The sequence below is a fragment of the Paenibacillus sp. OAE614 genome (genome assembly GCF_040546645.1).
Taxonomy (GTDB): Bacteria; Bacillota; Bacilli; order Paenibacillales; family Paenibacillaceae; genus Paenibacillus_AQ; species Paenibacillus_AQ favisporus.
The window spans coordinates 6,823,437-6,841,873 of record NZ_JBEPOD010000001.1 but is presented as its reverse complement, the minus strand read 5'-3'; the positions used below and the strand labels follow the sequence as shown (position 1 = coordinate 6,841,873).

General features: G+C 54.3%; 17 protein-coding genes. All 17 read left to right on the top strand.

Annotation, left to right across the window (positions count from 1 at the left end; genetic code table 11):
• Positions 1 to 58 precede the first annotated feature (58 nt).
• The 17 genes from ABIE48_RS31360 (at position 59) to folB (ending at position 18,433) form a co-directional block, all read left to right on the top strand.
• Positions 59 to 796, top strand: coding sequence for a vWA domain-containing protein (locus tag ABIE48_RS31360; protein ID WP_145029936.1), 738 nt, complete (start codon positions 59 to 61; stop codon positions 794 to 796).
• Positions 780 to 1,727, top strand: a complete 948-nt coding sequence (locus ABIE48_RS31355; RefSeq protein ID WP_145029934.1) for a serine/threonine protein kinase — start codon at positions 780 to 782, stop codon at positions 1,725 to 1,727. The genes ABIE48_RS31360 and ABIE48_RS31355 overlap by 17 nt, the downstream gene beginning before the upstream one ends.
• Before the next feature lie 75 nt (positions 1,728 to 1,802).
• Positions 1,803 to 3,248, top strand: coding sequence for a tRNA lysidine(34) synthetase TilS (gene tilS / locus ABIE48_RS31350; protein ID WP_192717538.1), 1,446 nt, complete (start codon positions 1,803 to 1,805; stop codon positions 3,246 to 3,248).
• 52 nt (positions 3,249 to 3,300) lie between these two features.
• The gene (gene hpt / locus ABIE48_RS31345; RefSeq protein ID WP_076176679.1) at positions 3,301 to 3,840 is read left to right on the top strand and encodes a hypoxanthine phosphoribosyltransferase; all 540 of its coding nucleotides are present in this window, start codon (positions 3,301 to 3,303) and stop codon (positions 3,838 to 3,840) included.
• A gap of 113 nt (positions 3,841 to 3,953) precedes the next feature.
• Positions 3,954 to 6,068 carry an ATP-dependent zinc metalloprotease FtsH gene (gene ftsH, locus ABIE48_RS31340; protein ID WP_145029930.1) on the top strand — a complete coding sequence of 705 codons (2,115 nt, stop codon included), beginning with the start codon at positions 3,954 to 3,956 and terminating at the stop codon, positions 6,066 to 6,068.
• Positions 6,069 to 6,510: 442 nt separating this feature from the next.
• Positions 6,511 to 7,449, top strand: a complete 939-nt coding sequence (nadA, locus tag ABIE48_RS31335) for a quinolinate synthase NadA (RefSeq protein WP_076176681.1) — start codon at positions 6,511 to 6,513, stop codon at positions 7,447 to 7,449.
• A gap of 39 nt (positions 7,450 to 7,488) precedes the next feature.
• The gene (gene nadB, locus ABIE48_RS31330) at positions 7,489 to 9,105 is read left to right on the top strand and encodes an L-aspartate oxidase (protein WP_192717539.1); all 1,617 of its coding nucleotides are present in this window, start codon (positions 7,489 to 7,491) and stop codon (positions 9,103 to 9,105) included.
• On the top strand, positions 9,095 to 9,961 hold the full coding sequence (nadC, locus tag ABIE48_RS31325; RefSeq protein WP_192717540.1) for a carboxylating nicotinate-nucleotide diphosphorylase: 867 nt from the start codon (positions 9,095 to 9,097) through the stop codon (positions 9,959 to 9,961). Before nadB ends, nadC begins: the two co-directional genes overlap by 11 nt.
• A gap of 5 nt (positions 9,962 to 9,966) precedes the next feature.
• Entirely contained in the window at positions 9,967 to 10,734 is a 768-nt protein-coding gene (locus ABIE48_RS31320) for a type III pantothenate kinase (protein ID WP_192717541.1), read from the top strand.
• Positions 10,735 to 10,842: 108 nt separating this feature from the next.
• Complete coding sequence (gene hslO / locus ABIE48_RS31315; RefSeq protein WP_192717542.1) at positions 10,843 to 11,727, top strand: Hsp33 family molecular chaperone HslO; 885 nt, start codon at positions 10,843 to 10,845, stop codon at positions 11,725 to 11,727.
• A gap of 17 nt (positions 11,728 to 11,744) precedes the next feature.
• Positions 11,745 to 12,701: a peptidylprolyl isomerase gene (locus ABIE48_RS31310; RefSeq protein ID WP_192717543.1), complete on the top strand. Its 957-nt coding sequence runs from the start codon at positions 11,745 to 11,747 to the stop codon at positions 12,699 to 12,701.
• A 250-nt stretch (positions 12,702 to 12,951) separates the two neighbouring features.
• Positions 12,952 to 13,890, top strand: coding sequence for a cysteine synthase A (cysK, locus tag ABIE48_RS31305; RefSeq protein WP_192717544.1), 939 nt, complete (start codon positions 12,952 to 12,954; stop codon positions 13,888 to 13,890).
• Positions 13,891 to 14,082: 192 nt separating this feature from the next.
• Positions 14,083 to 15,681: an anthranilate synthase component I family protein gene (locus ABIE48_RS31300; RefSeq protein ID WP_192717545.1), complete on the top strand. Its 1,599-nt coding sequence runs from the start codon at positions 14,083 to 14,085 to the stop codon at positions 15,679 to 15,681.
• 4 nt (positions 15,682 to 15,685) lie between these two features.
• On the top strand, positions 15,686 to 16,267 hold the full coding sequence (gene pabA, locus ABIE48_RS31295; protein WP_116234450.1) for an aminodeoxychorismate/anthranilate synthase component II: 582 nt from the start codon (positions 15,686 to 15,688) through the stop codon (positions 16,265 to 16,267).
• Positions 16,264 to 17,151 carry an aminotransferase class IV gene (locus ABIE48_RS31290; RefSeq protein WP_192717546.1) on the top strand — a complete coding sequence of 296 codons (888 nt, stop codon included), beginning with the start codon at positions 16,264 to 16,266 and terminating at the stop codon, positions 17,149 to 17,151. The genes pabA and ABIE48_RS31290 overlap by 4 nt, the downstream gene beginning before the upstream one ends.
• A gap of 35 nt (positions 17,152 to 17,186) precedes the next feature.
• Positions 17,187 to 18,011: a dihydropteroate synthase gene (folP, locus tag ABIE48_RS31285; RefSeq protein ID WP_192717550.1), complete on the top strand. Its 825-nt coding sequence runs from the start codon at positions 17,187 to 17,189 to the stop codon at positions 18,009 to 18,011.
• Positions 18,012 to 18,070: 59 nt separating this feature from the next.
• Entirely contained in the window at positions 18,071 to 18,433 is a 363-nt protein-coding gene (gene folB / locus ABIE48_RS31280) for a dihydroneopterin aldolase (protein WP_076176691.1), read from the top strand.
• Positions 18,434 to 18,437: the final 4 nt, after the last annotated feature.

Genomic DNA, 18,437 nt, shown 5'->3' with positions numbered 1-18,437 from the left:
AAGTGGAAATACTAGAACCTAAAGGGTGATAGACACTTTTGGGAGGAATGATGCCATCATGAAACAAATTTTATTAATTACGGACGGTTGTTCCAATGTCGGGGCAAGCCCGGTCATGGCCGCGGCTCATGCGCTGCAGGAGGGAATTACGGTAAACGTCGCCGGTGTGATCGATTACGGAACGATTGGGGAGCTTGGCAGCTTGGAAATTGCTGAAATTGCCAAGGCCGGCGGGGGGGTGAGCCGCATCGTGGGGACCAGGCAGCTGGCCCAAACGATGCAGATGATGACGCGCAAAACGGTGGTTCAGACAATACAGCAGGCGGTTAATAAGGAGTTAAAGACGATTTTGGGGGACGGATCCCTGGAGGAGCTTCCGCCCCAGCAGCGGTCTCAGGTAGTTCAAGTCGTGGATGAGCTGACCGAAACGACACCGCTTCAAGTCGCCCTGTTGATTGATGCCAGTGCCAGTATGAAGCCGAAGCTGGCTGCGGTCGAGGACGCCATTCGGGATTTGATGCTCAGCCTGCAGGCCAGGGAAGGCATAAGTGAACTGGCTGTATTCCATTTTCCCGGACGGAACAGCGGAGAGGACGCCGTCATGGACTCCGACTGGATCCAGGATCTTGGCGGAGTGCGTAACTTGTTCCAACGAATCCAAATGAAAGGTGCAACGCCAACCGGACCGGCGATTCTGAAGGTGATTGATTTCTTCCGTTATGGTACACTAGACGGACAAACCTGGCGGGGAAATGACGGAGAAGGAGAAGGGATGCTCGGTGACTACGTCGTCTAGACCGGCATATCCGGCCGGAACGGTAATTACGGGAAAATGGCATAATAACCGCTTTGTGATCCGGCGAGTGCTTGGACAGGGCGGCAATGGCATCGTGTACCTCGTTCACAAGGCCGGATACCGGAATTTGTACGCGCTGAAAATGGGGTATGACACGCTGGATCTGCAGTCGGAGATCAATGTGCTGACCTCATTGCAGTCACAGAGCAGGCGCCAGGACGGGCTGAAGGGGAGCTTCAAAACTCCGTTTCTGCTGGAAGTGGATGATTTTACGGGGATGGGTAAAGAAGTGCCATTCTACGTGATGCGTTATATTGAGGGGAATCCGATCCATCATTTTATCCGCCGGCGGGGCGAGGAATGGGTTGGAATTACAGGGCTGCGGCTGCTCGAAAAGCTGACCGGCTTGCATCGGCTCGGGTTTATATTCGGAGACCTTAAGCCCGACAATGTCATGGTATCGGATTATGGGCAGGTGGAATTGATCGATTACGGCGGCGTCAGTAAAATCGGACGCAGCGTCAAGCAGTTCACAGAGTGGTATGACCGGGGTTACTGGAATGCCGGCAGCCGCAGCAGCGATGAAGCTTACGACTTGTTCGCTTTTGCCGTGCTGATGATCCAGCTTCTGAATGAAGAGGGACTGAAGGCGGCCTGCGCCCAGCTGCTTCCGCAGACGCGGAACCGCTCGGAGCTGCTCACCCTGATTAGCCGGAGCCCGAGGCTGAAGCCGTATGCCCAATGGCTGCGCAAAGCTATCCAAGGTGAATTTTCGGGGTCCAGGGAGGCGCTGGCCGCGTGGAAACAGCAAATTTATGCACCGGCCATTTCCGGCAGAGCCCCGGGCAAGACGCCGAGGTGGCTGATCAATACGTTTGCCTTCTCAGTCATTATGCTGGGAGCTGCGGTGTACTTTGTATTTTTTAAATGAGCAACACCAGATCGGTGAGCTGTATAATAGAAGATATTGATACATAGGCATGAATGCGAAAAAAGGAGAACATGGATGGAGAGCAGGCAGAAGTTCAGCACAATTAAAGAGCAAGTGCTCCGCACGGCGGAAGAGCACCGCTTATGGTCTCCCCATGACACCCTCGTAGTCGCAGTATCCGGAGGTCCGGACTCTGTGGCTCTTTTGCATGTTCTGAAGGACATTTCCGAAACGGCGGTCCCCCTTAACCTCATTTGTGCCCACGCTCACCATGGGCTGCGGCCGGAAGCGGATGAGGAAGCCGAACTGGTCCGGCGGCTGGCCGCGGAATTAGGCATCCAGTTTGAGATGGCCAGAGTAGACGTACCCTCTTATATGAAGGAGAGCGGCAAGGGGGTGGAGGAGGCGGCCCGGTTCAAGCGCTATGAATTTTTGTTTGAAACGGCGCAGGCCTGCGGCGCCAACACTATCGCTTTGGCCCATCACGCCGACGATCAGGCGGAGACGGTGCTGATGCATTTGCTGCGCGGAAGCGGGCCGGGGGGGCTCCGGGGAATCCGGTTCAAAAGACGGGAAAAAAATGTGGAACTTATCCGTCCTTTCTTACGTATATACAAAACAGACCTCGTGGATATGTGTGAGCAGAATGGTTATCCTTATGCTGTCGACCAGACCAACTTCCAGATCGAGTACAGACGGAATGCAATCCGTCTGGATGTCCTGCCTTATTTAGGGCAATATAATAGTCGGATTGTTCAATCGATCAATCAGATGGCTGACATTATCGGCCCGGAAGACGACTTCGTGGAACAGGCAGCGGTGAACGCATACCGCGAACTGGTACAGTGTAATCATGGAAGGCACGCTTTTCGGGCGCCTTCCTTTTTGGCCTTACATGTCGCTTTACAACGGAGGTTGATTAAACTAATATTAAATTATCTGTCGCCGGGTTCCGAAAACACCGATTATCACAAGATCGAAACCATTCGGCACGGGATTCACCAGAAAGACAGCACAACATGGCACCTGGACCTGGGCTGCGGCCTGGTCTGCATACGCGAATACGATTGGATTACGTTTATGCACGGGTTGCCGGAGAAGATGATTGGCTATACATATCGGTTGGATGCAATCGTCCCGGAGTTGTGGTTGCAAGAAATAAGGAAAGTCCTGAGAATGGCGGAGCATACGCCTGAAGTAAATCAATTGTCCAAGATGGCGTTAGACGGTCATCAAGCGGTTTTTGACGCCGATGAGCTGCAGTTTCCGCTCACGATCCGTTCAAGACAGCCTGGGGACACAATGAGAATCATGGGATTAAACGGAAGCAAAAAGGTAAAAGATATTTTCATTGACGCGAAGATACCTCCATCCATGCGCTCCCGCATACCGGTTCTTGTTGACGGTTCAGGCAGCATCGTATGGATCCCGGGTGTAAGGCGTTCGATTCATGCCGCTGTAGGTGCGCATACATCGACAGTGCTTCACTTTTCCCTGGAGGATACGGGGAATGCGGAGTAACTGTAATGGTCATTGTTAGGCTTTCATAGTATAACGTAGGAGGTTCGCTCAGTTGCAAAACGATATTCAAGAAGTTCTGATCAGCGAAGAAGAAATCCAGAAGAAAATTAAGGAACTCGGTGCCGAGCTGAGCTCGGTATATGAGGGTCGCAACCCTCTTGTGATTTGTGTACTCAAAGGCGCGTTTATTTTTATGGCGGATTTGGTTAAAAATATGACAGTACCTATGGAACTCGATTTCATGGCCGTATCCAGTTACGGGGCGCAGACCAAGTCTTCGGGCGTTGTCAAAATCATCAAGGATTTGGATGTCCCGGTTGAAGGACGTGACGTGCTGATTGTCGAAGATATTATCGACAGCGGTCTCACGCTGAGCCATCTGATTGAGCTGCTCAAGAGCCGCAACGCCAAATCGACGTGCGTGGTTACGCTCTTTGACAAACCTGCCCGCCGAACTGTGAAGCTCGAGGCGGATTATACCGGATTCGTACTCCCTGACGCGTTTGTTGTCGGATACGGTCTGGATTACGCTGAGCATTACCGGAACCTGCCCTACATCGGGATCTTGAAACCGGAAATCTATACCCACTAATTGCGCTACTCAAGCCCATGAGCTTAAGCACGCTCATGCCTTTACCACCTCTATTTGAGATGGTCAGACAGGCTATGGTAAAATAATTAAAGTGTTTTGAGAGGAGGTAGGGGATGAATCGGTTCATCCGGAATTCTGGTTTTTATTTGATTCTTTTTTTAGTTGTGGTGGGCATAGTCCAGTTTGTCAGCAACAGCGGTGAATCTGCTGACAGCCCTAGATACGATCAATTGCGCCAGCAAATCGCTGCTGGTAACGTATCGGAAATTACGGTTCAATTCGACGGTTACGCCTATCTGGTAACCGGTAAATATAAGAATAAACCGGCCGACGTTAAATCAGAGAATTTCTCGACCTACACTCCGGCTACAGATGCTGCAATCGAAGAGCTGGTAGCTGCCAGTGACAAAACCGGCATGAAATTCACCCAGAAGAAGATGGAAGGCGAAAGCGTCTGGCTGACGCTGCTCTCTTCCCTGATTCCTTTGGTTATTATGTTTATTCTCTTCTTCTTCCTGTTCAATCAAGCGCAGGGAGGCGGGGGCAAGGTTATGAACTTCGGCAAGAGCCGCGCCCGCCTATATAATGAAGAGAAGAAAAGGGTTACCTTTGAGGATGTTGCGGGAGCTGACGAAGAGAAGCAGGAGCTTGTCGAAGTCGTTGAGTTCCTGAAGGATCCGCGGAAATTTGCCGCAGTAGGTGCCCGTATTCCTAAAGGGGTTCTCCTCGTAGGCCCTCCAGGTACAGGTAAGACCCTCCTCGCCCGGGCCGTAGCGGGTGAAGCCGGAGTTCCGTTCTTCAGTATTTCCGGTTCGGACTTTGTTGAAATGTTCGTCGGGGTCGGTGCATCCCGTGTGCGTGACTTGTTCGAGAACGCCAAGAAAAACGCACCATGTATTATCTTCATTGACGAGATTGACGCCGTAGGTCGTCAGCGCGGTGCCGGACTTGGTGGCGGGCATGACGAACGCGAACAGACGCTGAACCAGCTCCTCGTTGAGATGGACGGTTTCGGCGGCAACGAAGGCATCATCATCGTGGCTGCAACGAACCGTGCCGACATCCTCGACCCTGCGCTTCTGCGTCCAGGCCGTTTTGACCGTCAAATTACGGTCGATCGTCCAGACGTGAAAGGCCGCGAGGCGGTACTGAAGGTTCACGCACGCAACAAGCCGCTGACCAAAGACGTTAAGCTGGATGTTGTGGCTAAACGTACGACAGGCTTTACCGGCGCCGAGCTGGAGAACCTGATGAACGAAGCGGCGCTGCTTGCTGCACGCCGTAACCGTAAAGACATCTCCATGCGAGAAGTTGATGAAGCGATTGACCGTGTCATCGTCGGTACCGAGAAGCGCAGCCGCGTGATCAGCGACCGGGAGAAGCGGATTGTCGCATACCACGAAGCCGGTCATACGATCGTGGGCTACTTCCTGGAGCATGCCGATATGGTACACAAGGTAACGATCATTCCGCGCGGACGCGCCGGTGGATATGTCATCATGATGCCGAAGGAAGACCGGATGCTTGTGACCAAGCAGGAGCTGCTTGATAAGGTGACGGGTCTCCTGGGTGGCCGGGTCTCCGAGGAGCTGTTTATCGGTGAAATCGGAACCGGTGCATACAGTGACTTCCAGCAGGCTACGGGCATCGTCCGCAGCATGATTATGGAATACGGTATGAGCGAGAAGCTTGGACCGCTTCAGTTTGGGTCCTCGCAAGGTCAGGTATTCCTGGGCCGTGACCTCGGTCACGAGCAGAACTACAGTGATTCGATCGCTTACGAGATCGACCAGGAAATGCAACGCATGACAAACGAGTCTTACGAGCGGGCGAAAGAACTGCTGACGAAGTACTCGAAAGAGGTTCACCTCATCGCCAACACGCTGCTTGAGAAGGAAACGCTGGAGCTGGATCAAATCAAGGAATTGATCGAGCAGGGTTATCTTTCCGAAGACGGTCCGAAAGAGGGCGGAGATGGTGAGGGTTCTTCCGAAAGCGGCGCCCCGGTGATCGATAACGTCGGTGACGTGCGTGTACGCATTCAGGGCAAGGATAATACCAGCCTGCCAACGGAAGAAATTCCGAACGATGTTCCATCCAACTTGCCGAATGACCCGCCAAGCGATATCAACACGGATACGCCGGGCGACATTCCAAATAACAATGATGGGACGAATGAGAATCCAGGTTCGGGCAACGGCGGAACACCGCCGGAATCCAGATCCTAATCCCAATACAACAACAGCCCGGAGACGGTTAGCCGTCCCCGGGTTTTTTGTGTCGTTTGCCAGGAAATAAGAGCGGCGGCCATTTGGGGTGTTTAAGCATTGAAGCCGACAGCGTTCCGCCTTAACTCTGTCGCACCAGTTAATTTTTTTTTGAGGCATAGTAGCGATTGGGGCGGCTGCAAGCTCCAAACAGAAGCGAGGCGGCCTAATCGGACGGAATCGAGCGGGAAGCTTTGTTTTCTTTCGGTTAGATAGCATATAAAGATCATTTTAGTCAATTGACAGTATCGTGAACCTTGTGTAAATTAGTTGATAAACAAGATGGTCTCGAGGTTGCAACGGGCAACTTTGGGAGAATTTTCACAAACTATTCATGATGTTATGAGGTTATGATGCCATCAACCGGGTAAAATCATGGGATTTCAGAGGGAGTGGGTTACTGGTGGAAGCTCTGGCACTGGAGCATAAGCAGGAACAAAAGCGGGAACTGACGGAGAAGCTGCTTAAGCTGAAGAAGGAAAGAAACGCCATTATTTTGGCGCATTATTATCAAAGGGATGAAATTCAGGAAGTAGCGGATTTCCGTGGCGATTCCTTCCTGCTTGCCCAGAAAGCGGCTCAAACCGATGCGGAAGTCATCGTCTTCTGCGGCGTTCATTTTATGGGTGAAAGCGCTAAGATTCTGGCTCCGAACAAAACGGTGCTGATTCCGGATGAGCGTGCAGGCTGTCCAATGGCCGATATGGTCAACGTGGACGGACTCCGCAAACTGAAAGCGCAGCATCCTAACGCCAAAGTGGTTACGTATATCAACTCTTCGGCAGAGATCAAGGCGGAAACGGATATTTGCTGTACCTCTTCCAATGCGGTAAAGGTGATTCAATCGGTCGATTCCGATGAGATCATCTGGGTACCGGACAAAAATTTGGGTCACTATGTGCAGCAGCATACCGACAAGAAGCTCATCATTTGGGAAGGGTACTGCAATACGCATGATATGCTGACGGTAAAAGACGTTGTGGAGATGAAAGCCAAATATCCCGACGCCGAGTTTGTCGTACACCCGGAATGCCGTCCGGAGGTCGTAGCCATGGGCGATTTCGTCGGCAGCACCACGGCGATTTTGGAATACTGCAAAAAATCAAGCAGCAAACAGTTTATCGTCGGAACCGAGGACGGTACCGGATACCAGCTTCGTCTCGACAGCCCGGATAAGGAGTTTCATTTCGCCACCAAGTTTTTGGTATGCCCGAACATGAAGGTGAACAATCTGAAAAAACTGGTGAAGTGTCTGGAAACCATGAAGCCGCAAATCTACGTGCCACCGGTTGTTGCAGATAAAGCCAGAACTTCTTTAGAGCGCATGTTACAAGTACAGTAGCATGCGCTACTCTTTCTCTTAAGACAGGTGAACAGGCACATGATTCCACAATATCTGGTTGACTTTGATCTGCAGACTTTGCCCCGGACCAAGACGGATGTCATCGTCATCGGCTCGGGCATAGCCGGGTTGTATACGGCGATTCAGGCAAGCCAGGACCGGCACGTCATCATGATCACGAAAAAAGCACTGCTCGAAAGCAACACCCGGTACGCTCAAGGGGGGATTGCCGCGGTCATTTCGGAGGATGATTCCCCGCAGTATCACCGGCAGGATACGCTGATGGCGGGGGCAGGGCTGTGTTCATCCTCCTCGGTGGACCTCTTGGTCAATGAAGGCCCGGAGGGCGTCAAGGAGTTGATCCGGCTCGGCACGACGTTTGACCTGGAGAACGGGGAGCTTGCCCTGACCCAGGAAGGCGCGCACAGCCACCGGCGAATTTTGCATGCCAACGGGGACGCGACCGGCTACGAAATTGTCAGAGCGCTGGCCGAGAAAGTGGCGGAGCATGATCATATTGAGGTATGGGAGCATCACTTTGTAATAGACGTTATTACAGAAGACGGCGAGTGCAAGGGAGCACTGGTTCAGCGTCCAGACGGGCAGCGGATCTTTGTGCAGGCGAACGCGACCGTGCTTTGTTCCGGCGGCGCGGGACAGCTCTACCGGTACACCACCAATCCGGAAGTGGCCACGGCCGATGGTGTGGCGATTGCCTATCGGGCGGGGGCTGAGGTACGGGATATGGAGTTTATTCAGTTTCACCCGACGGCTCTCTGTTATCCGGGTGCTCCGAGGTTTTTAATCTCCGAGGCGGTTCGGGGCGAAGGCGCCGTTCTGCGGAATATTAAAGGCGAACGTTTTATGGAAAAATACCATGAGCTGCTCGAATTGGCGCCGCGCGACATTGTCGCCCGGGCGATCCTCAGCGAAATGGAAGAAACGAAGTCCACCTTCGTCTATTTGGATATTACCCATGAGCCGGAGGATATGCTTAAGCATCGGTTTCCGACCATTTACGAAACGTGCATGACTTACGGATTGGATATGTCGACGGACTGGATTCCGGTGGCTCCGGCTGCGCATTATATGATGGGCGGCGTCAAAACGGACCTGAACGGCGAGAGCAGCATCAAGCGGCTGTTTGCCTGCGGCGAAGTGTCCTCGACCGGTGTTCACGGCGCCAACCGGCTGGCCAGCAACTCGCTCTCTGAAGCGATCGTGTTTGGACGGCGTATTGTGAACCGCCTGCGGGAACTGTCCCCGATGGACTGGGAACCCAAAGATATCCGGGTCGATGAGGGGCGCCTGGAATCGCCAAGGCAGGCCATTGTAGAGCGTCGGCTCAAGCTTCAGAAGGTGATGGTGCGGTACGTTGGACTGCGCCGGAACAAGACGCTGCTGCTGAAGGGTCTGGATGAACTGAAGCGCCAGCTGCCGATTTTCCAGTCCGGACTGAGCAAACGTGAGGAATTTGAATTTGCCAACATGCTGACCAGCAGTTTGCTGGTGACCAGCGCGGCATTGTCCCGGGAAGAGAGCCGTGGGGCGCATTACCGCGAAGACTTCCCCCTGCGGGATGACGAAGGCTGGCGCAAGCATCTGCTGCAGCGGCGGGATCAAGAAATAGTGGAGGAAATCAGCGATGACGTTTAACGGATATGATGAAAGTCTTGTGGAATCCATCCGGCTGTGGCTGAGAGAGGACGTCGGATCGGGAGATATGACGACGCTGTCGACCATCCCGGCAGGACATGAATCCAAGGGAATCATTCATGCCAAGGAAGATGGCGTGGTAGCCGGACTTCCCGTATCGGAGCTTGTGTTTCAAGTCGTGGACCCGGCGCTCACGTTCACGCCTCAAGTATCGGAAGGCGATTTCGTAAAGAAGGGAACGGTACTCGCTGTCGTGGAAGGCAGCACGCACCGGATTTTGACGGGGGAGCGGCTGGCCTTGAATTTGCTGCAGCGCCTGTCAGGCATTGCGACCCGGACACGTTCGTTCGTGGATGCGCTTGAGGGCCTGCCTACCCGCTTGGTCGATACCCGGAAGACGACGCCGGGACACCGCATGCTGGAGAAATACGCGGTGCGCGTCGGCGGGGGAGCCAACCACCGCTTCGGGCTGTATGATGCTGTGATGATCAAGGACAACCATATTAAAGGCGCCGGCGGAATCCGCCAGGCCGTGGAGCGTGCCCGGGCGTTTATCCCTCATACGATGACCATCGAAGTGGAGACGGAATCGCTTGAGCAGGTCGAGGAAGCGCTGGAAGCCGGTGCGGACATCATCATGCTGGATAACATGAGCCAGGATCTGATGAAAGAGGCTGTCCGGCGTATTAAGGCCAAGTCCCCGTATGTGACCGTGGAGGCCTCCGGCAACGTGTCTTTGAAGACTGTGAAGGGGATAGCGGCCTGCGGCGTCGACGTCATTTCGGTCGGCAGACTGACGTATTCCTTCGACAGCCTGGACATCAGCCTTGATCTCAATGCGGTGAAGGAGGGATAGCCCCCGTGATTCTGGTGATCGACATCGGGAATACGAACATCGTCTTGGGGATATACAGAAACCGGGAGCTATTGCATCATTTCCGTCTCAGCACGGTCAATCATTCCACGCCGGACGAGTACGGCATTATGTTCCGGAACATGTTTCAGATGTCCGGGATCCCGGTTAGCGATATTGAGGGCGTGATTATTTCTTCGGTGGTACCGCCTATGGTCCATGTCATTGAGGAGATGTGCCAAAAATATATCCACCATTCGCCGCTCATCGTGGGACCGGGGATTAAAACCGGGCTCAATCTGCGTTACGAAAATCCGCGCGAGGTCGGGGCTGACCGGATCGCCAACGCCGTTGCCGCCGTGGAGAAGTACCAGGGCCCGCTCGTCGTGATCGACTTTGGCACGGCTACCACATTTGACTGCATCGATCCCAAAGGCGCCTATCTCGGCGGCCTGATCGTGCCGGGCATCGGCATTGCGACCGAAGCGTTGTATCAGCGCGCATCGAAGCTGCCTCGGATTGAGCTGGAGAAGCCCAAAAAGGTCATCGGACGAAATACAGTCCATGCGATGCAGGCAGGCATTATTTTCGGATACGCTGGGCAGGTTGACGGCATTGTAGAGCGGATTCGCGGCGAGATGCAGGTGCCCTCACTGAAAGTGGTCGCAACAGGCGGATTGGCGGAACTGATCGCCAGCGAAACGAAGGTCATCCAGGAAGTGAATCCGCTGCTGACGCTCGATGGTCTCCGGATTATTTATGAACGCAACCGCTGAATTGCCAGAAAGATCAACCGGACCACCAAAAAGGCCTGTTTTGCGGTAAAATAGATAGATAATGGCAGAGCCTTCCCGGCTCATCCAATAAAGGAGGCAGTACACATAATGGAAAACAAACAGGACCGCCTCATCCGGGGCACGGCCATGAATGGACGGGTCCGGGCTTTCGCGGTGAGAACGACGGCTCTCGTGGAGGAGCTTCGCAGAAGGCATGATACGTGGCCTACCGCCACAGCGGCGCTGGGACGCACGCTGACAGCCGCTGGTATGATGGGCGCCATGCTGAAGGGCAAGGAAAAGCTCAGCATTCAAGTCAAGGGCGACGGACCGATCGGACAGATCGTCGTAGAAGCCAACTCCTTTGGCGAAGTGACGGGATACGTCACTAATCCGCATGTCCATTTGCCCAGCAACAGCCAGGGAAAACTCGACGTAGCCGGCGCGGTTGGCCGTGAGGGATACCTGCACGTAACGAAAGACCTGGGCCTCAAAGAGCCTTACCGCGGAAGCGTACCGATTATTTCGGGAGAGCTCGGAGAGGACTTTACGTATTATTTTGCCGTATCGGAGCAAACCCCTACTGCGGTTGGCCTGGGCGTACTCGTCGCTCCCGACAATTCCGTGCTCGTGGCCGGCGGCTTTATCATTCAGCTGCTTCCGGGCCTTTCCGATGAGGAAATCACAGCGATCGAGCAGGCAGTAAGCGCGATTCCGCCGGTAACCACCCTGCTGGACCAAGGGCTGGAGCTGGAAGATATGCTGAAGCAGCTGCTTCCCGATGTAGAGGTTCTCGAAGAGATGGATATCATGTTTCGCTGTCAGTGCTCCCGTGAGCGGGTAGAGCAAACGCTGGTCAGCCTGGGCCAAGCGGAACTGGAGCGTTTGATCGAGGAAGATGGACAGGCGGAAGTGGTGTGCCATTTCTGCAATGAAGCGTATGATTTTGACAGGGAACAACTGCAGCAGATTCTTGAACAAGCCATGAAGTAAGGGGCGGGTTCGATGATATGATAACCAGACAGGAGAAGGGGCTGTGGGCCGCGGTCATTATTTTGGCAGCGGGCGTGTTGTTTATGGGGAGTCTGATTGTCATCCGTGGACTTAAACCGGCAGATGAGCCGTCACCGGCTGAAGACAAGCAAGCAGGTGCGGATGCGGTGGCGTCTTTTAACGGCAGCACCATTACGGAAAGCGATTGGGTCGAGGAGCTGAAACGGACGCACGGGGAGGAAGCATTGACGCAGATGCTGAATCACAAGGCGGTATATGCGGAAGCCCAGTCCCTGAAAATTAAGGTGACCCCGGAGGAAGTGACGGAGGAGATTAACCGGGAAATGCAGGGTTACGCTTCCCCGGACGACTATTATCGGGAAATGGCCGACCAGCTGAACCTGACTCCCGAGGAAATCCGGGCGGAAACCGAGTACCGTCTCACACTGCAAAAGATCGCAACCGCAGGAATTCGCATCACGGATGCGGAGGTACAGCGTTATATCGATCAGCATCAAGAGGAGTTTGCAGCCAAGAAGGCTTATCATCTTGCCTGGATTCAGACGGATACCGAAGATGAGGCGAATCGGGTGCTTGACCGCCTGCAGCAGGGAGAGGATTTCGGCACGCTGGCGGCAACGTACTCCCTGGATGAGTTTACGCGCGATCAAGGCGGCGATCTGGGGACGGTGGAGGAGGATGATCCTTTTATTGCTCCGGAAGTAATGCAGACAGCCTCAACCCTGAAGCCAGGGGACGCAGCGGGTCCGGTACAGCTAAATGACGGATATGCGGTCGTCCAGCTGATCAGCGTGGTGAACGGCAGTACCAAGAGCAGCGAGGAGATCATTCGGGAGGCCCGCAAACAGCTGGCCCTAAGCGAGGCTGTTCCCCTTTCGCAGCTGGAAGAACAGTTGAGAAACAAATATGACGCCAAAATTTTGATCAAAATATCGCCATCCAAAGCATCCTGAAACGACAGAAGCGGCAGGCAAGATGATGAGCCCTGGCTTACATACGTTTTCAGGATGTTTTCTTTGTTTACAACCAGGCCTTACGTCCGGGTTCGTATTGACATTGAGGTGGAAGGTTGATAAGATGAAGGTATAAATACCTACTTATTTACTCGGATATAGTTTGATCCAAGCCAGCCAGATTCTCTTTCTAGAATTTTGTATACAGCAGTTATTCATTAAATTCATTATAAACAGGGAGGATTTACCTATGGCTAAGGTCGTCAACAACGTAACGGAATTAATCGGAGGAACACCCCTTGTCCGGCTGAACCGGCTTGCACCGGAAGACAGCGCGGAAATTTACTTGAAGCTGGAATATCAAAATCCGGGCTCCAGCGTTAAGGACCGGATTGCGATCAGCATCGTCGAACAAGCGGAGAAGGACGGCCTTCTGAAGCCTGGCGGTACGATTGTGGAAGCGACAAGCGGCAACACCGGTATCGGTCTGGCTATGGTAGCTGCAGCCAAAGGCTACAAAGCCGTGATCGTCATGCCTGAAACGATGAGCCTTGAGCGCCGCAACCTGCTTCGCGCCTACGGTGCAGAATTGGTTCTGACACCGGGAGCTGAAGGCATGAACGGTGCCGTTAAGAAGGCCGAAGAAATCGTGAAGGAAAATCCGGATTACTTCATGGCTGAGCAGTTCAAAAACCCGGCCAACGTGAAGATTCACCGCGAAACGACGGGTCCGGAAATTGTGGAAGCGATTGAATCCATCGGCGGCTCCCTCGACGCCTTCGTGGCAGGAATCGGAACGGGCGGAACGATTTCCGGTGCCGGCGAAGTGCTGAAGAACCGCTTCCCTGACATCAAGATCGTGGCTGTTGAGCCTGCGTCTTCTCCAATTCTGGCAGGAGGCAAACCAGGACCGCACAAAATTCAAGGTCTGGGCGCCAACTTTATTCCGGATATCCTTAACCGTGACATCTACGATGAAATCATTCACGTGGAGAACGACGAAGCCTTTGAAACGGCACGCCGTGTCGCCAAAGAAGAAGGCGTCCTGTCCGGTATTTCTTCCGGCGCTGCCGTGTTCGCCGCACTTAAAGTGGCCAAAGAGCTCGGTAAAGGCAAACGTGTCGTGGTAGTCATCCCAAGTAACGGTGAACGCTATTTGAGCACACCGCTGTATAACTTTGAGGCGTAATTAGCGTCTTATACATTGTAAAAACTCTCGCCCCTGCTGCCGGTATATCCGGCTGCAGGTTTTTTTTGTTCATACAGCCGCTCATTAGCAGCCAAATCAGGCATCTTTTTGGAAAAGGTCTTTTCAAACCTGCCGACTCCAAGTATACTGACAACCAATAGACGGGTCTTGTTACTAAAAGGGGATCAGAAAATGAAGAGAAACGAGAGCGGTTTGATCACCTTGGATCAATGGATGACTTGGGCCGCAGAGGGCATTACGATGTTTCCATATGTGCTGTCGTCCGGAGGATGGGACCGGCAGGAAGAAGGGGAGCTCCCGGCGGCTTGGACGTCAGCCTGGGAACAGGCTTCGCCCTATTCCTTCGTACTCGAGAGCGGTAAGGAGGGGCGGTATACCTACCTGGGGCTGCGGCCGGTGTCAGTTCTTCACGGAAAAGATCACGGTGGCGTCGTGACGCACCTGCTGAGCGGGGCGACTGAGAAGGTGGACGGAAGTCCGCTGCAGATGCTGCAGCAGTGGATGGCGCCGTACCGGGCTCCCCAGCAGCCGGATCCAGAATTGCCACCCCTTCTTGGAGGATGCGTTGGCTTTCTAGGGTATGACATCGTTCGTTCCCTTGAAAATCTGCCGTCCACCGCAGCCGATCTTCCGGCATTCCCGGATTATTTGTGGATGCGGATGGAAGAGTTGTGGGTACATGATGCAGACAGCCGGAAGGTGTACTGCACGGTCCATGTGCATTTTGATGCAGAAGGGCTGGACAGGGATCTGATCGGGCAAAGGCTAGGTGTGCTTTACGAAGAGGCTGCCGAGCGTGCCCGGTCCATGCAGTCGTTGTGGCTGTCCATGGTGAACCTGGACGACGGGATCCAGGCCGAAGCGGACCGGCGGCGAAAGCAGGCGGAGGAGCTGTCTCCACGGCAGGAGTGGCCGCAGCTGCGTACCGGATTCCCGCAGGAATCCTTTGAGCAGGCTGTGCGGGCCATCCAGCAGTACATTCGCGAAGGGGACGTCTTCCAGGTGAATCTGTCGCTCCGTCAGGAGCTGGACCTGCATTCGCCGCCGGAGCAGGCCTATGAATGGCTCCGCCTGCTGAACCCTTCCCCTTACATGGGGCTTCTGCGTTCCCCGGGATTCACGCTGGTCAGCGGCTCTCCGGAACTGTTGGTGAAGCTTCAAGGGGAGCGGGTCAGCACCCGCCCGATCGCCGGCACGAGGCGCCGAGGGCTTAACCCGGAGGAGGATGCGGCTATGGCGGCCGAGCTGCTTGGCAGCGAGAAGGAGAGAGCCGAGCATATCATGCTGGTGGATCTCGAACGCAACGATTTGGGGAAGGTGGCGGCGTACGGCTCCGTGCACGTTCCGGAGCTGATGACGGTCGAGCATTACTCCCATGTGATGCACCTCGTTTCTCAGGTGGAAGGCCGGCTCGCTCCGGGCAAAGGCGTGTACGACGTGATCGCCGCCTTTTTCCCGGGAGGAACCATCACGGGCGCCCCTAAGGTGAGGACGATGGAGATCATCGAGGAGCTGGAACCCGTAAGGCGCGGGCCATACACCGGCTCAATCGGCTGGATTGACTACAACGGCAATATGGAATTAAATATTATCATAAGAACGATGGCCGTCCTGGAAGGTACGGGATATATCCAGGCCGGGGCGGGAATCGTCATCGATTCCGACCCTTACCGGGAATACCGGGAATGCCAAAACAAAGCCAAAGGCATGATCCTGGCGGTTCTCGCAAGCGAAGAGGAATCCGCCGCCAAATCTGGGATAAGGGGATGAGCATATGATTTTGGTTATCGACAATTATGACTCTTTTACGTACAATCTGGTGCAGTATTTGGGGGAACTCGGACAGGAAGTGAAGGTATACCGCAACGATGAAATTACCGTATCCGGCATTGAGGAGCTTGCACCCGACCATATTTTGATTTCCCCGGGTCCCTGCACGCCGAACGAGGCGGGGATCAGCCTGGAGACGATTGCGTATTTTAAAGGCAAAATCCCGATTTTCGGCGTATGCTTGGGCCACCAGGCCATTGGGCAGGCATTCGGCGGCAATGTCATCCGCGCTGAACGGCTGATGCACGGAAAAACATCGCCGATCCACCATCACGGCACCTCCGTGTTCGAGGGTCTTCCTTCGCCATTTACGGCGACAAGATACCACTCGCTGCTGGTGGAGCGGGACAGTCTGCCGGACTGCCTGGAGATCACCGCAGAAACCGAGGAAGGCGAGATTATGGGACTGCGTCATAAGGAGTATCCGATTGAAGGCGTCCAGTTCCATCCGGAGTCGATCATCACCGATTACGGGCATCAAATACTGCGTAATTTCCTGAAGCAGACCGCAGGCGCCAAAGCATGAAGAAGATAGGATTGAACGGCGGGATCGTGGATGCCGCCGACGCCGTGGTACCTGTAATGGATCACGGCTTTTTATACGGAATGGGGCTGTTCGAGACGCTGCGGACATACCGCGGCCGGCCCTTTTTGCTGGAGAGGCACTTGAAACGGATGGCAGAGGGCTGCCGGATGCTGGGCATTCCCTTTTCGCCGGAGGATGCCCTCGCGTCCATGCCCGGCTGGATTGAAGCCTTGATGAAGGCGAACGGCCTTGAGGAAGCTTACATCCGTTATACCGTCAGCGCTGGCGTCAATGTTCTCGGGCTTCCCGGGGAGGAGTACAGCCGTCCCAATCATGTTCTGCTGGTGAAGGCGCTGCCTGAGGTGCCTGAGAACCTCTACACCCAAGGAAAAGCCCTGCAGCTGCTGGCCACGCGGCGCAACTCTCCCGAAGCTCCGATCCGCTTGAAGTCGCTCCATTACATGAACAACATTTTGGCGAAAAGGGAGCTGGCGGCTCTGAGTGATCCGCGTTCCCGCCAGGCGGAAGGCCTGATGCTCGATGAGCGCGGACATGTCAGCGAAGGCGTCGTCAGCAATGTGTTTTTTGTGAAAGAAGGGGAACTCTATACACCTGATGCATCCACCGGGCTGCTGCCTGGCATTACGCGCCAAGTTGTGCTTGAGCTCGCCGGTGCGGCAGGCATCCGCTGCACGGAAGGCCTGTATACGTGGGAAGATCTGCTCGCCGCAGATGAGTTGTTCGTGACCAGCTCCATCCAGGAACTTGTGCCCGTTACGCTCCTGCTGGACAGGCAGGGAACGGGTAGAACGGTGGGTCACGGCGCGGCCGGCCCGATCACCAGCAGGCTGCTCGATTTGTACCGACAGAAAGCAGGGATTTGACAGTGAAAACGACAATCTACGAACGTAACTTTACGATGGGCCAAGCCGTGCTGAGGCTCGGACAGTCTACCCAGGTGATGGGCATTTTAAATGTAACGCCCGATTCCTTCTCCGACGGCGGCCGGTATGTGGATCCGGACACGGCCGTACGCCATGCGCTCAAAATGATGCTGGACGGCGCCGACCTGATCGATATCGGAGGAGAATCAACCCGGCCGGGATATACGCCGGTGTCCGCGGAAGAGGAATTGGCCCGCGTGATTCCCGTGATTGAGGCGATCCATAAAGCGGCCCCGCACATTCCGATCTCGATCGATACGTACAAGGCGGAAGTGGCTCGCCAGGCTATATTGGCCGGTGCCCATATGATCAACGATATTTGGGGAGGCAAAGGCGATCCAGATATGCTGAAAGTGGCAGCCGAGCTGGGCAGTCCGATCATTCTGATGCATAACCGGCACGACATGGACTACACCGATTTTGTGGAGGACGTCGTCGCTGACCTGAAAGAGAGCGTGCGCCTCGCCTTGGCGGCCGGAGTTCGTCCGGAACATATTATTTTGGACCCGGGGATCGGATTTGCCAAAAATGGAGAGCACAACTTGAAGCTGATGACCCAGCTGGACCGTTTGAATCAGATCGGATATCCTGTGCTGCTGGCCACGTCCCGCAAAAAGTTCATCCGCAGCGTGCTGGATCTGCCGGTGGATGATCTGGTCGAGGGCACTGCGGCCACGGTGGCATTCGGAATCGCCCAGGGCTGCCAGCTGGTGAGGGTTCATGACGTGAAATCGATCAAACGAACCGTCAAAATGTGCGATGCGATGATATACACTTCGGCGGTTGTGAGCCGAGAATAGACGTTTTAAATACAGGAGTGTTTGGTACGATGTTGATTATTGGGGAGGCGGAGTAGAAAATGGATAGAATGGTCATTCACCGCATGGAGTATTACGGGTATCACGGCGTGTTCGAGGAAGAGCGCAAGCTCGGCCAGCGCTTCTACGTCGATCTGGACATGGAGCTGGACTTGCGCGCAGCCGGAGAGAACGACGATCTCACCCAAACGGTAAATTATGCCGAAGTCCACGAAACGGTCAAAAACGTGGTAGAAACCGAGTCTTTTCGCCTGATTGAAGCTTTAGCCGAACGTATTGCATCTGTTGTACTGGACACTTATACTAGTATCAATGCACTGACGGTCAAAGTGACCAAACCGCATCCTCCATTTGACATCCACTTTCAGGGTGTTACTGTGGAGCTGCATAGAACAAGAAAGTGAGACT

Excerpts from the sequence above, each read along its gene's own strand:
- ABIE48_RS31360 (WP_145029936.1), top strand. The coding sequence starts at position 59 with ATGAAACAAATTTTATTAATTACGGACGGTTGTTCCAATGTCGGGGCA.
- tilS (WP_192717538.1), top strand. The coding sequence starts at position 1,803 with ATGGAGAGCAGGCAGAAGTTCAGCACAATTAAAGAGCAAGTGCTCCGC.
- ftsH (WP_145029930.1), top strand. The coding sequence starts at position 3,954 with ATGAATCGGTTCATCCGGAATTCTGGTTTTTATTTGATTCTTTTTTTA.
- nadB (WP_192717539.1), top strand. The coding sequence starts at position 7,489 with ATGATTCCACAATATCTGGTTGACTTTGATCTGCAGACTTTGCCCCGG.
- nadC (WP_192717540.1), top strand. The coding sequence starts at position 9,095 with ATGACGTTTAACGGATATGATGAAAGTCTTGTGGAATCCATCCGGCTG.
- hslO (WP_192717542.1), top strand. The coding sequence starts at position 10,843 with ATGGAAAACAAACAGGACCGCCTCATCCGGGGCACGGCCATGAATGGA.
- ABIE48_RS31310 (WP_192717543.1), top strand. The coding sequence starts at position 11,745 with ATGATAACCAGACAGGAGAAGGGGCTGTGGGCCGCGGTCATTATTTTG.
- cysK (WP_192717544.1), top strand. The coding sequence starts at position 12,952 with ATGGCTAAGGTCGTCAACAACGTAACGGAATTAATCGGAGGAACACCC.
- ABIE48_RS31300 (WP_192717545.1), top strand. The coding sequence starts at position 14,083 with ATGAAGAGAAACGAGAGCGGTTTGATCACCTTGGATCAATGGATGACT.
- pabA (WP_116234450.1), top strand. The coding sequence starts at position 15,686 with ATGATTTTGGTTATCGACAATTATGACTCTTTTACGTACAATCTGGTG.
- ABIE48_RS31290 (WP_192717546.1), top strand. The coding sequence starts at position 16,264 with ATGAAGAAGATAGGATTGAACGGCGGGATCGTGGATGCCGCCGACGCC.
- folP (WP_192717550.1), top strand. The coding sequence starts at position 17,187 with ATGGGCCAAGCCGTGCTGAGGCTCGGACAGTCTACCCAGGTGATGGGC.
- folB (WP_076176691.1), top strand. The coding sequence starts at position 18,071 with ATGGATAGAATGGTCATTCACCGCATGGAGTATTACGGGTATCACGGC.